General features: G+C 40.5%; 15 protein-coding genes and 1 pseudogene. 10 read left to right on the forward strand and 6 right to left on the reverse strand.

The genetic code is table 11. The features are described from left to right. Nucleotides 1–14 precede the first annotated feature (14 nt). Nucleotides 15–416, forward strand: a complete 402-nt coding sequence (locus AB3G73_RS01515; protein WP_074556384.1) for an FKBP-type peptidyl-prolyl cis-trans isomerase — start codon at nucleotides 15–17, stop codon at nucleotides 414–416. Between the two features lie 24 nt (nucleotides 417–440). Here AB3G73_RS01515 and AB3G73_RS01520 read toward each other — a convergent pair whose 3' ends face one another. The 6 genes and pseudogenes from AB3G73_RS01520 to AB3G73_RS01545 all read right to left on the reverse strand — a co-directional run bounded on the left by AB3G73_RS01520 (nucleotide 441) and on the right by AB3G73_RS01545 (nucleotide 4,826). Then, complete coding sequence (locus tag AB3G73_RS01520; protein ID WP_148366370.1) at nucleotides 441–827, reverse strand: LytTR family transcriptional regulator DNA-binding domain-containing protein; 387 nt, start codon at nucleotides 825–827, stop codon at nucleotides 441–443. 169 nt (nucleotides 828–996) lie between these two features. Continuing rightward, nucleotides 997–2,109 (reverse strand): helix-turn-helix domain-containing protein, encoded by a 1,113-nt coding sequence (locus AB3G73_RS01525; protein ID WP_234132019.1) that lies wholly within the window; start codon nucleotides 2,107–2,109, stop codon nucleotides 997–999. A 130-nt stretch (nucleotides 2,110–2,239) separates the two neighbouring features. After that, on the reverse strand, nucleotides 2,240–2,593 hold the full coding sequence (locus tag AB3G73_RS01530) for a DUF1622 domain-containing protein (protein WP_099146399.1): 354 nt from the start codon (nucleotides 2,591–2,593) through the stop codon (nucleotides 2,240–2,242). Between the two features lie 185 nt (nucleotides 2,594–2,778). After that, nucleotides 2,779–2,982, reverse strand: a pseudogene (locus AB3G73_RS01535) (hypothetical protein); the annotation flags it as partial. Between the two features lie 112 nt (nucleotides 2,983–3,094). Continuing rightward, nucleotides 3,095–4,105 carry a GGGtGRT protein gene (locus tag AB3G73_RS01540; protein ID WP_005677721.1) on the reverse strand — a complete coding sequence of 337 codons (1,011 nt, stop codon included), beginning with the start codon at nucleotides 4,103–4,105 and terminating at the stop codon, nucleotides 3,095–3,097. A 19-nt stretch (nucleotides 4,106–4,124) separates the two neighbouring features. Next, the gene (locus AB3G73_RS01545) at nucleotides 4,125–4,826 is read right to left on the reverse strand and encodes an iron-sulfur cluster assembly scaffold protein (protein WP_004296942.1); all 702 of its coding nucleotides are present in this window, start codon (nucleotides 4,824–4,826) and stop codon (nucleotides 4,125–4,127) included. Between the two features lie 238 nt (nucleotides 4,827–5,064). On the opposite strand from AB3G73_RS01545, the gene AB3G73_RS01550 reads away from it, so the two are divergent. The 9 genes from AB3G73_RS01550 (at nucleotide 5,065) to AB3G73_RS01590 (ending at nucleotide 13,446) form a co-directional block, all read left to right on the forward strand. After that, complete coding sequence (locus AB3G73_RS01550) at nucleotides 5,065–5,469, forward strand: HsmA family protein (RefSeq protein WP_148366097.1); 405 nt, start codon at nucleotides 5,065–5,067, stop codon at nucleotides 5,467–5,469. Nucleotides 5,470–5,854: 385 nt separating this feature from the next. Further along, entirely contained in the window at nucleotides 5,855–6,355 is a 501-nt protein-coding gene (locus tag AB3G73_RS01555) for a DMP19 family protein (protein ID WP_122137680.1), read from the forward strand. An 82-nt stretch (nucleotides 6,356–6,437) separates the two neighbouring features. Then, nucleotides 6,438–7,220, forward strand: a complete 783-nt coding sequence (locus AB3G73_RS01560) for a NigD-like C-terminal domain-containing protein (RefSeq protein WP_320983096.1) — start codon at nucleotides 6,438–6,440, stop codon at nucleotides 7,218–7,220. A 26-nt stretch (nucleotides 7,221–7,246) separates the two neighbouring features. Next, the gene (locus tag AB3G73_RS01565; RefSeq protein ID WP_148366102.1) at nucleotides 7,247–7,792 is read left to right on the forward strand and encodes a Yip1 family protein; all 546 of its coding nucleotides are present in this window, start codon (nucleotides 7,247–7,249) and stop codon (nucleotides 7,790–7,792) included. 9 nt (nucleotides 7,793–7,801) lie between these two features. Further along, nucleotides 7,802–8,254, forward strand: a complete 453-nt coding sequence (gene smpB, locus AB3G73_RS01570) for an SsrA-binding protein (protein ID WP_117937536.1) — start codon at nucleotides 7,802–7,804, stop codon at nucleotides 8,252–8,254. Nucleotides 8,255–8,343: 89 nt separating this feature from the next. Then, nucleotides 8,344–11,091 (forward strand): methionine synthase, encoded by a 2,748-nt coding sequence (gene metH, locus AB3G73_RS01575; protein ID WP_298045793.1) that lies wholly within the window; start codon nucleotides 8,344–8,346, stop codon nucleotides 11,089–11,091. An 11-nt stretch (nucleotides 11,092–11,102) separates the two neighbouring features. Then, entirely contained in the window at nucleotides 11,103–11,702 is a 600-nt protein-coding gene (locus tag AB3G73_RS01580; protein WP_195649031.1) for a nitroreductase family protein, read from the forward strand. A gap of 71 nt (nucleotides 11,703–11,773) precedes the next feature. Next, entirely contained in the window at nucleotides 11,774–11,899 is a 126-nt protein-coding gene (locus tag AB3G73_RS01585) for a symporter small accessory protein (protein ID WP_004296931.1), read from the forward strand. Continuing rightward, nucleotides 11,896–13,446: a sodium:solute symporter gene (locus AB3G73_RS01590; RefSeq protein WP_367742037.1), complete on the forward strand. Its 1,551-nt coding sequence runs from the start codon at nucleotides 11,896–11,898 to the stop codon at nucleotides 13,444–13,446. The genes AB3G73_RS01585 and AB3G73_RS01590 overlap by 4 nt, the downstream gene beginning before the upstream one ends. Nucleotides 13,447–13,497: the final 51 nt, after the last annotated feature.

Raw genomic sequence — 13,497 nt, forward strand, 5'->3', positions numbered from 1 at the left:
TAATCAATTTATTTATGGGGAAAAAGAAAGAATACAAAGAGGCCAATCGGCGATTTCTGAAAAAGCTGTCTTTTCAGGAGGGTGTTTTCGCATTGCCGGGTGGAATCTATTACAAAGTTTTGGAAACTGGCGAAAGTACGATTTCTCCGGGTGCACGGAGTATTGTTACCGTGCATTACAAAGGAAGTCTGATTGATGGCCGGGTGTTTGATAATTCTTATGAGCGTACTTGTCCCGATGCCCTACGTCTTAGTGATGTAATAGAAGGATGGCAGGTGGCACTTCAGAAAATGCATGTTGGCGATAAATGGATTATTTATATTCCTTATGCAATGGGATACGGTATCAAATCTTTTGATTCTATTCCTGCCTACTCGACATTGATCTTCGAAGTGGAACTGCTGGGTGTTGCATAGAGCATAAAGATGAGCTATAGGGAATCAGATACATGGATATTTTTCTTTTAGCTTCTTCATGAAAGACTTGCTTACTTGTAAAAGTTCCATTTCATTAAATGGAGGAAGCAATATGCAATTGTTGTCTTCAATCGAAACCAGATAGCTTATATTGATAATGTGTGACTGGCTAATCTGGATAAGATAGGGATGCAGACTCAATATCTTTTGTGAGTTTGTATTTCTTCTGAGTGCCAGGATATGATTGTTATTTAATACAGCTTCCCATAGTTTACTCTTGGAGTTATACCGGAAATAGCCAATCTGTTCTAAATGGATTAGTTGCAAGTTTCCAGTTATAGTAGTATATAAAAAGATCTTTTCTTCTTGATTTTTCTCTGTGTTGGTGTGATTGCAATTATCAGTATTCATATTCATTCTATTTATCTTGGTATCTGATTAATCTGTTGATGATGTGAACGTCGTAGTTTTATTTTGCATCAAAAGTAATGGATTGCTTTTAGCTACAAAAATAAAAAGTGTCTCATTCCTGAAATGAGACACTTTTACTAGTAAGAATTATGCTTTTAAAAAAAGGAATTTATTGCTTTACTCTTTGACTATCAATGAATTTGCTGGGTGATACACCATACTTTTCTGAAAAGTTACGATAGAAAGTTGCCCGGGAGGTGAAACCGCATGCAAACATCAGTTCTTTTACATTACTCTTTGGATTTTCGGCGGCTAGCTGTCTGAAATATTCCAGTCGAAGATAATTAATGTATTCCCGGAAACCTGTAAAACCCCGACTTTTGATTGCTGCTGAAATATCGTGTTCTTGTTTATTCAGAGCTTTGGCTAAAAGTTCTATATTATACCGTTGATCGGTATAGGGATGCTGTTCCTGAAGATAGGTTTCAATCGTTAAGAAGAGCGGGAGAGGAGGAGATGATTTTCCGGCTTGTGGCATTATGGGGCTTTCCGTATTCTTTGCGTTATGAATCATGTTTATATGGTTCGAAAACGGGTTCTCGTAACGTAAATATTGTATGGAGAATAAGACCGTAAAAACGATTGCCATAATACCGAACAGGTTGAAAACAAATTCATTGATATTTAGAGTGAACAAGATGTATATCCCTAAAAATACGAATAGAAAACCGATGAATAGATACATGTTATTATTTATCCTGCGGTAGGTCTTGTTATTCATCATAGGATAAATAAGAAGAACGAGCGGGGTAAAAACGGATAACAGGAATATGCAAACCCTAAGCTTGACATCTATTAGATGGATATTCGGAATAATTTCATCTATGGAGTGGATGGGAGTGATATTCCCATTGAAGCTTAAATAGCTGATTCCTACGGTTATCGTAATAATGGGTAATAATAGAAAAGTAAATATTCTGAAATGGTTCAGATAGCCCGGCGATAAAGAAGCGATAGGGAACAGGGCTACAATATTTGCTAAAGCATACCATTTGAGCATTTTCTCAATGTTGAGCAATTCTGTGAAGTTGTATTCCGGAGTGTCTGTGACAATTGTCAGCCATCCGATATTTTCCCATGAAAACATAATACCGATGCCGGTAGCTATAATTCCCCAATATAATTTCGGATAATTATCTTTGGCGCGTATGATAAGGATGATTCCTATAATTAACGCAATCAGATCAAGTGTAAGCTCAATAGATAGATGTGTAATTCCCATTTTTTTTGACGTGTTTCTATTCCTTGCCAGTCAGTGTGTAAATGTTTCCCGTACAAAGGTAGGTAAAATAGAAATATCAGGCAATAAAAAAGGACGTGGCTTTGAAGAAACTTAGTTGTGCGGTAATATGCTATATTTCTTTCGCTGAATCATTTTCGGCCAATTCTTTGATCTCTTTATTCAAAAATACAGAAAGCACAGTTCTCACTATGACTACTCCACCTAGGATTGCCAATTCGTCCAACGTCGGATCAACCACAGTTTTTAGTATGTCGGAAGCAATTAGAAACTCCAATCCAAGCAAAAGGTAAGTACCAAAATCCGCCCTCAACTGTCGTATATTGTTAACCGTATATGTTCCGTTGAATCGTTTTATCTCATTGCGTAAAAAGGCAATGAAGCAGACTAATACTCCGTAAGTGACAATTAGCAGACTAATAACACTGATAATAGTGGCAAGTGTATTTAAGAATGTGAGTAGCATTGTTGTATAATGTTTTAGTATCTGTTATGTAAACAGGCGAAGTCGTACAAAAGTTCTCGAATTAGCTACATTATTTGCTCTTGCAGGTTTATATTAAGTTATATCTGTTGATGAATGGAGATGTATACCTATTCAAAAGGGAATGTGGTTGTAAATAACGGAAAGGCTACCTTTGATCTTAATTCTTATAATGAGTATAGTGCTGATTTCTTAAATGTTCTTAATCTTATTTGCGTATCAATGAAATATAAGTCACCATCAATACCATATAATACATTGTTAGGGACAGCGTCAAAGATTTTGTATTGTTCATTATGGAATTCATCTATATAGTCCATTTCAAAACCAAGTGCTTCCATATATTCAGCTATTTCATCTTCTGTAGCCTTAAATAATGTCTGGAATGAAGTGTTTGTAACTGCCATCTATTACAAGTTACTACAAAAAAAACTCCTGCAATCGCAAGGACTACAGGAGTTTATCTATATAAAGTAATCTGAATTACTTGCTTAAAGCCTGAGCTACATCAACCGCACAAGCTACTGTACAACCTACCATCGGGTTGTTACCAATTCCCAGGAATCCCATCATTTCTACGTGAGCAGGAACTGATGAAGAACCAGCGAACTGAGCGTCACTGTGCATACGACCCATCGTGTCAGTCATACCATAAGAAGCAGGACCGGCAGCCATGTTATCCGGGTGAAGAGTACGACCTGTACCACCACCAGAAGCAACAGAGAAATAAGGTTTGCCAGCAAGAACACGTTCTTTCTTGTAAGTTCCTGCAACTGGGTGTTGGAAACGGGTCGGGTTAGTAGAGTTACCTGTGATAGATACGTCTACACCTTCTTTCCACATGATAGCTACACCTTCACGAACGTCGTCAGCACCATAACATTTTACTTTTGCACGAGGACCGTCAGAGTAAGCGATTTCGCGAACAACTTTCAGTTCACCTGTGAAGTAATCGAATTGAGTCTGAACATAAGTAAAGCCGTTGATACGAGAGATGATCTGAGCAGCGTCTTTTCCAAGACCGTTCAGGATGCAACGCAACGGTTCTTTACGTACTTTGTCTGCTTTTGCAGCGATTTTGATAGCACCTTCAGCAGCAGCGAAAGATTCGTGACCTGCCAGGAAAGCGAAACATTTAGTTTCTTCGCGCAGCAACATAGCAGCCAGGTTACCATGACCGATACCAACCTTACGGTCGTCAGCTACAGAACCCGGGATACAGAATGCTTGCAAACCGATACCGATAGCTTCAGCAGCTTCAGCAGCGTTTGTGCAGTTCTTCTTAAGAGCGATAGCAGTACCTACTACATAAGCCCATTTTGCATTTTCAAAGCAGATAGGCTGAGTTTCTTCACACGTTTTATAAGGATCAAGTCCGGCAGCTTCGCAGATAGCGTTAGCTTCTTCGATGTCTTTGATGCCGTTAGCGTTCAAGGCTTCAATGATACCTTTGATACGACGGTCTTGGCTTTCGAATTTTACTTCTCTAATCATAGTTTCTTTCCTCCTTATATTATTCGTGACGTGGATCAATAGATTTAACTGCTCCCTGTTCTGCTGTTACGCGTCCATAAGTACCTGTAACTTTCTTCAAAGCTTCGTTAGCATCAGTACCTTTCTTGATTTCGTCCATGAACTTACCCATGTGTACGAATTCGTATCCGCAGATTTCGTCGTTCTTGTCCAAGAAGATTTGTTTGATATAACCTTCTGCCATTTCAAGGTAACGAGGACCTTTAGCCAAAGTACCATAAAGAGTACCTACCTGGCTACGCAGACCTTTACCCAAGTCTTCCAAACCTGCACCGATAATCAAACCACCTTCAGAGAAAGCTGATTGAGTACGTCCGTATACGATTTGCAAGAAAAGTTCGCGCATTGCAGTATTGATAGCGTCGCAAACAAGGTCAGTGTTTAATGCTTCAAGAACTGTTTTACCCGGAAGGATTTCAGAAGCCATAGCAGCTGAGTGAGTCATACCAGAGCAACCGATTGTCTCGATCAAGGCTTCCTGGATGATACCTTCTTTAACGTTCAGTGTCAGTTTACAAGCACCTTGTTGAGGAGCGCACCAACCGATACCGTGTGTCAAACCAGAAATATCAACGATTTCTTTAGATTTTACCCATTTGCCTTCTTCGGGTATGGGAGCCGGTCCATGGTTAGGACCCTTCTTTACAACACACATGTGTTCCACTTCGTGTGAATAAGTCATAATTAGCTCTTTTTTTAAGTGATATAATTAAAAATACGTAGTCACGATTCTCTAAATCGCCCACAAAGGTAGTCGATTTATTTGTTTCTGCAAATCGCCTTTTATTACTTTTTTGTGAAAAGAGACAAATCTGTTTCCGTTTTTTCTTCGTTTGTAAAGTCGGGATTGCATTTGTGAAAGATTGAAGCTGGGAGAACTATCTATTCTTTGCTTTGTTGTTATTAGAAAACGAAAATTTATGGAACTGAATCAAGTAGATATACATTATTTAATAGGGGCAATTTGCGTTATTTCATCTGCGCTTATTTTTTATACGATAGGTGTTTGGGGCGAACGTATTCAAAAGAAATTGAAGTTTTGGCATATCATTTTCTTCCTTCTCGGTTTGCTTGCCGATACGGTTGGCACAAGCCTGATGGAGCACATCGCCGAACTGACTCATCTACATGACGAAATTCATACGGTGACGGGAACTATTGCTATTCTTCTAATGTTTGTGCATGCTTCGTGGGCAATATGGACTTATGTAAAGGGATCACCTAAAGCTAAAAAGCATTTTAATCGTTTCAGTATTGTGGTTTGGTGCATTTGGCTCATACCTTATTTAATAGGTGTGTATCTGGGGATGCATTTACATGCATGATAAGCTGCCTGAATAGGGGCATATATTCATAAATAAACTAGCAATATCCCTGTCGGCCGTCTATTGTTGGCTAGCTGGACAACTCCTGTTGTCTGATCGGATGACTGGAATTGACTATATGGTCGACTATAGTCGGCCGATGTTATATAGCCATTTTCGCTATATAATGAGACTGTGAAATGCATATATTGTGAAGGTGTGAATGGTGTGAATACCGTATTTTATTTGATTAGTTCACCGGAAGCACCTGTAAATGAGTTGATATGCGTCTTGTGAAAGACGTGAAGAGTGGATAATGAAGTTAAGATAGGTAAGATTGTGCAAGGATTATCACCAGATGTAGAATAAAATTCGTAGCTTTGCCACATAATTTATAAGAAAGATTATGATCGAAGTTGTAGAATCTGCATTGCAAAAGGCAGCGGGTGAAGGAATGGATGAATTCATCCAAGTGTTTACTGATAAATATAAGGAAGTGATTGGTGGTGAATTGACTGCTGATACGATGCCTTTGCTCACTGGCGAGCAACATTCTTTGCTGGCATATCAGATTTTTCGTGATGAAATAATGGTTGGCGGTTTTTGCCAATTAATTCAGAACGGCTATGGTGGATATATCTTTGATAATCCGTTTGCGAAAGTGATGCGTTTATGGGGGGCAGAAGAATTCTCTAAATTAGTCTATAAGGCTAAGAAAATCTTTGATGCCAACCGGAAAGACTTGGAGAAGGAACGGACAGATGATGAATTTATGGCTATGTATGAGCAATATGAAGCTTTCGATGAACTGGAAGAGACTTATTTGGAAATGGAAGAACAAGTTACAGCATTGATTGCGAGTTATGTGGATGATCACTTAGAGCTTTTTGCAAAAATAATAAAGTAATGGATGCAGTATTTTTTAAGTCCTTGCATTTATTAATTATGAATTAGAATTTATATCTTTGCAAAATCTAAAAAATATGTTTATGAAACAGATGAAATTTTTCTTGGTGGCTTTGATGGCTGTGGTTATGGGGATGTCGGTTACTTCATGTATGAAAGGAGAAAATAATACAGTAGTACCTGTATATGGTGTGATTACTTTAGTAAATACATTCCCATACCAGTTTCAAGTAGAAGGTAGTAATGTAATATTTGAGGCTAGTTCAATGTCAATTCCTGGTTTATCTAGTGATGCATATAGTGGGGATATTGTTTTGCTGAATGCACAATATGATACGGAAACGCAGCCTGTTGATCAGAACACAAAAAAGATTATTGTGGAAGCTGCTGGAGCTGAAAAGTTGAATGTTAACTCATACGTTTCTTCAGATGATGTAACGTATAATCGTTCTATAATTTCTCTGAGTAGATATGGCTCTAATGTTTCACCCTATCTTTACAGTGCAAAGTGGATAATATTTCCTATGCCTTTCTGTGTCGAAAAAGAAGAGAATGTGTCTAACCACACTTTTTATTTAGTGTATGATAAGGAGAATACTGCAAATGATGATAACACTATGGTGTTACGTTTACGCCATTCTTCTACTGAAGATGCCGATAAAGAAAAGACTGTAGTGACTCGTTATAGGGCTTTTAATATAGCTAATGTTGTAAGTAGTTTTGAAGGTACTAAACTCAAAACTATTAAAATTATAGTACCAGAACAAACGGGTGATTCACCCAAAATTGAAGAAGGTTCAGATAATGGGTATAAGGATGCAACTTATACTATTAATGATTATGATAAATACGTAACTAACAATTGAACTACAAAGAACTATTTAACATTGCAATGAAATTGATTTCCTCTCCGGCCAAGGCCTGGGAGGAAATTTCTATGGAAGAGGATAGGCGAAAAGTCTATATGACTTTTGTCTATCCTATGATTGGTTTATGTGGTCTGTCCGTGTTCGTCGGTTCACTATTGACGAATGGATGGGGTGGCCCGCAAAGTTTCCAGATAGCTATGACTAACTGTTGTGCTGTAGCTGTAGCCCTGTTCGGTGGCTATTTTCTGGCGGCTTATGCCATGAATGAAATGGGAACAAGAATGTTTGGTATGCATAGCAATATGCCATTGACACAACAGTTTGCAGGATATGCATTAGTTGTGCCTTTCCTGCTTCAGATAGTAACCGGACTATTACCTGATTTTAGAATTATTGCTTGGTTGCTGCAGTTCTACATCGTCTATGTGGTATGGGAGGGAGTTCCTGTATTGATGGGAGTAGAAGAAAAACAACGATTAAAATACACCCTTTTGTCGTCTGTATTGTTAATACTATGTCCGGCGGTGATACAGATTGTATTTAATAGACTGACGGCCATACTTAATTAATGAGTGAAGATGAAACAACCTTCTGTAAATATAAAGAATAAACGGGCTACGTTTGATTACGAGCTGATAGATACCTACACAGCAGGTATTGTGTTGACCGGTACGGAAATAAAATCCATTCGTTTGGGAAAAGCCAGTCTGGTAGATACGTTTTGCTATTTTACGAAAGGCGAATTGTGGGTGAAGAATATGCACATCGCCGAATATTTCTATGGATCGTACAATAATCATACGGCACGTAGAGAGAGGAAGTTGTTGCTTAGTAAAAAAGAATTGGAAAAACTTCAGCGGGAGATGAAAAATCCCGGTTTTACGATTGTCCCTGTACGCTTGTTTATCAATGAGAAAGGTTTGGCGAAACTGGTCATAGCTTTGGCGAAAGGTAAGAAAGAGTATGATAAACGGGAATCTATTAAGGAGAAAGACGACCGTAGAGATATGGCAAGAATGTTTAAGCGGTAAGTAAAAAGCGCTATAAGATAAAACGCCGGACTACGAGAAGTCTGGCAGATGTTGGCAGAGTGGTAATTAGGTATTAATGTGATAGGGTAATGAAAAAGACAATTTCTCAGATCGTATCCGAGCGCATCCTTATTCTGGATGGGGCAATGGGTACAATGATTCAACAATATAATCTCAAGGAAGAAGATTTTCGTGGTGAACGCTTTGCGCATATTTCCGGACAGCTGAAAGGGAATAATGACTTATTGTGTCTGACACGTCCCGACGTGATTCAGGATATTCATCGTAAATACCTGGAAGCGGGTGCGGATATCATCGAGACCAATACATTTAGTTCGACCACGGTTTCTATGGCTGATTATCACGTAGAAGAATACGTGCGCGAGATGAATCTTGCAGCCGTAAAACTAGCACGTGACCTTGCTGACGAGTATACAGCCAAGAATCCCGATAAACCACGTTTTGTGGCCGGTTCCGTAGGACCTACCAACAAAACCTGCTCAATGAGCCCGGACGTAAACAACCCGGCTTATCGTGCTTTGAGTTACGACGAATTGGCTGCATCCTATCAGCAACAAATGGAAGCAATGCTCGAAGGTGGGGTAGACGCCATTCTGATAGAGACAATCTTTGATACCCTAAATGCCAAAGCTGCAATTTTTGCTGCCGAACAAGCCATGAAAGTGACAGGTGTGGAAGTGCCGATCATGTTATCTGTAACAGTGTCTGATATTGGCGGACGAACATTGTCCGGACAAACATTGGATGCATTTCTGGCTTCTGTGCAACATGCCAATATCTTTTCTGTCGGTTTGAACTGTTCATTCGGTGCCCGGCAGCTAAAACCATTCCTGGAACAGCTGGCATCCCGTGCACCTTATTATATTAGTGCCTATCCGAATGCCGGATTACCGAATAGTCTGGGTAAGTATGACCAGACACCTGCGGATATGGCTCACGAAGTGAGAGAATATATTGAAGAAGGATTAGTCAATATTATTGGTGGCTGTTGTGGTACGACAGATGCTTATATTGCTGAATATCCCGCCCTTATAGAAGGAGCTGAACCACACGTTCCTGCCTCTGCGCCGGATTGTATGTGGCTCTCCGGACTTGAACTGCTGGAAGTGAAGCCGGAAATAAACTTTGTGAATGTCGGCGAACGTTGCAACGTAGCCGGTTCGCGCAAGTTCCTTCGTCTCATCAATGAAAAGAAATATGATGAAGCCCTTTCTATCGCCCGCCAACAAGTGGAGGACGGTGCTTTAGTGATTGACATCAATATGGACGATGGATTGTTGGAGGCAAAGACAGAGATGACTACTTTCCTGAATCTTATCATGTCCGAACCCGAAATAGCCCGTGTTCCGATTATGATCGATTCTTCCAAATGGGAAGTTATTGAAGCCGGACTGAAGTGTCTTCAGGGTAAGTCAATCGTCAACTCTATTTCTTTGAAAGAGGGAGAGGAAGTTTTCCTTGAACATGCCCGAATCATCCGGCAATATGGAGCCGCTGCTGTAGTTATGGCGTTCGACGAGAAAGGACAGGCAGATACAGCCGCCCGTAAAATCGAAGTATGCCAACGGGCTTACCGTCTTTTGGTTGATAAAATCGGTTTTAATCCTCACGATATTATTTTTGACCCCAATGTGCTTGCCGTAGCTACGGGGATTGAAGAACATAATAACTATGCTGTAGATTTTATTGAAGCTACCGCTTGGATAAAGAAAAATCTCCCCGGTGCACATATCAGCGGAGGAGTCAGCAACCTTTCTTTCTCTTTCCGTGGTAACAATTATATTCGTGAGGCCATGCATGCAGTGTTCCTTTATCATGCCATCCAGCAAGGAATGGACATGGGGATTGTGAATCCGGGAACTTCCGTATTGTACACTGATATTCCGGCTGATGTCTTGGAAAAGATAGAAGATGTTGTTTTAAATCGTCGTCCGGATGCAGCTGAACGTTTGATAGAACTAGCAGAATCTCTGAAAGCAAACATGAGCGAAACTGCCGGACAGCCCGCTGTCAAGCAAGACGCATGGAGAGAAGGAACTGTTCAGGAACGTTTGAAGTATGCCTTGATGAAAGGAATCGGAGATTTTCTGGAACAGGACTTGGCAGAAGCTTTGCCTCTTTACGATAAAGCAGTCGATGTAATTGAAGGACCGCTGATGGATGGAATGAACCATGTTGGTGAACTGTTTGGTGCCGGCAAAATGTTTCTTCCCCAAGTTGTAAAGACTGCCCGTACCATGAAGAAAGCTGTAGCTATCTTGCAGCCGATTATTGAATCGGAAAAAGTAGCAGGAAGTGCTTCGGCAGGTAAAGTGTTACTGGCAACGGTGAAAGGAGATGTGCACGATATCGGAAAAAACATTGTAGCTGTAGTGATGGCCTGCAATGGTTATGATATTGTGGATTTAGGAGTAATGGTTCCCGCAGAAACCATTGTCCAGCGGGCTATCGAAGAAAAGGTCGATATGATCGGGTTGAGTGGACTGATTACTCCATCTCTGGAAGAAATGGCTCACGTAGCTGCTGAACTCGAAAAAGCGGGGTTGGATATTCCTCTTCTGATTGGTGGTGCCACTACATCGAAGATGCATACAGCATTAAAGATTGCCCCTGTCTATCATGCTCCGGTAGTACACCTGAAAGATGCTTCCCAAAATGCAGGCGTTGCTTCCAAATTGCTCAACCCGCAGGCAAAAGCCGAACTGGTGAATGAATTGGAGGCTGAATATCAAGCACTTCGTGAAAAGAGTGGGCTGATGAAGCGTGAAACTGTTTCGCTGGAAGAAGCACAGAAAAATAAGTTGAACCTGTTTTAAACATTGTCACAATGAAAAAGATTTTCTCTTTCTTATATCTGATTGTAGTAATCACTGTTATGACCTCCTGTTCTTCTGCAAAAGAAGAAAAAGGAACATCCGGAACCGGAAATGCTGTTTTGGATAATATTTTCGAACGCAAAAGTGTGCGTGCTTATCTGAATAAAGGAGTAGAGAAAGAGAAAATCGACTTGATGCTTCGTGCCGGAATGGCTGCTCCTACGGGTAGGGATATCCGTCCATGGGAGTTCGTAGTAGTATCCGATCGTGCCAAACTGGATTCAATGGCAGCAGCACTTCCTTATGCCAAAATGCTGACGCAAGCCCGTAACGCCATCATCGTTTGTGGAGATTCTGTACGCTCGTCATATTGGTATTTAGATTGCTCCGCAGCAGCACAGAATATTTTGCTGGCTGCTGAAAGTCTGGGATTGGGTGCTGTATGGACAGCGGCCTATCCTTACGAAGACCGTATGCAAGTAGTGCGTAAATATACTAACCTGCCCGATAATATTCTTCCACTTTGTGTCATCCCTTTTGGCTATCCGGCTACAAAAGAGAACCCGAAACAGAAATTTGACGAGAAAAAGATACATTATAATCAGTATTAGCAAACAAAAGTTTTGTCTTTTCAATAATTTCCTTACATTTGCGTCCAAATTGATTAAAATCTGATACGCAAATGTTTGGAATAGACGACCCTTTTATTATTCTGCCTTACCTACTTTCGGTGGTATGTGTGATTTTTGCTGCTTGGTTTGGGCTGAAATATTGGAATAAGGACGACGAAAAAGACGAAACCCGATGAATACATTTACTCTTGGACTAATTGTGGTAGCTTATCTGCTGTCACTGGCCTACCTCGGCTTTTTGGGATATAAGAAAACGACGAATAGCAGTGACTATTTGGTAGGCGGACGTCAGATGAATCCTATCGTAATGGCACTTTCTTATGGTGCTACGTTTATTTCCGCATCTGCTATTGTAGGTTTTGGAGGAGTGGCGGCTGCTTTTGGAATGGGTATTCAGTGGCTCTGTTTCCTCAATATGTTCGTAGGGGTGGTTATAGCTTTTATCTTTTTCGGTTTGCGCACCCGGCGTATGGGGGTGAAGCTGAATGTGAGTACTTTCCCTCAATTACTAGGCCGTCATTTCCGCTCCCGTGATATACAGGTATTTATTGCTGCTGTTATTTTCATCGGAATGCCGCTTTATGCAGCGGTTGTAATGAAAGGTGGAGCCGTATTCATCGAACAGATTTTCCAGATTGATTTCAATATCTCTTTGTTGATATTTACATTGGTCATTGCTGCTTATGTTATAGCGGGGGGAATGAAAGGGGTAATGTATACGGATGCTTTGCAGGGCGTTATTATGTTTGCTTGTATGCTGTTTCTGTTATTCTCTCTATATCAGGTGCTCGGCATGGGCTTTACCGAAGCTAATAAAGAATTGACTGCCATTGCTCCGCTAGTTCCGGAAAAGTTTAAAGCGCTGGGACATCAAGGATGGACTACAATGCCTATCACAGGTTCTCCACAATGGTATTCGCTGGTAACTTCTCTCATTTTAGGAGTAGGAATCGGCTGTCTTGCACAGCCGCAGTTGGTGGTTCGCTTTATGACCGTGGAGAGTAGCAAGCAGTTGAACCGTGGTGTATTTATCGGTTGTTTCTTTCTGATTATAACAGTAGGAGCTATCTATCATGCCGGAGCGTTGAGTAATCTTTTCTTCCTGAAAACAGAAGGAGCGGTTGCTACCGAAGTTGTGCAGGATATTGATAAGATAATTCCATATTTTATTAATAAAGCGATGCCCGACTGGTTTGCCGCACTCTTTATGTTGTGCATCCTTTCAGCCAGTATGTCTACGCTAAGTTCGCAGTTCCATACGATGGGGGCTTCGGTAGGTTCTGATATTTACGGAACTTATAAACCCCGTTCACGGAATAAACTTACCAATGTGATCCGTCTGGGCGTATTGTTCTCTATCCTGGTCAGCTATATTATTTGTTATATGTTGCCTCATGATATTATAGCCCGCGGAACTTCTATCTTTATGGGAATTTGTGCAGCCGCTTTTCTTCCGGCTTATTTCTGTGCTTTATATTGGAAGAAAGCTACTAAACAAGGCGTCATGGCAAGTCTTTGGGTGGGAACAATCGGCAGTCTGTTTGCTCTTCTGTTTCTTCATCAGAAAGAATCTGCAGCATTGGGTATCTGTAAAGCGTTATTCGGACGGGATGTGTTGATTACCACTTATCCTTTCCCTGTGATTGACCCGATATTATTTGCCTTACCATTATCTGTATTGGCTATTGTCGTAATCAGTCTGATGAGTAAAAATAAGTATTAGGTATTAAGTATTAGCCGTAGCTTCTGATACGTTTATCCGCATGGCTTAATT

Source organism: Bacteroides sp. L008 (genome assembly GCF_040812255.1).
Taxonomy (GTDB): Bacteria; Bacteroidota; Bacteroidia; order Bacteroidales; family Bacteroidaceae; genus Bacteroides; species Bacteroides vicugnae.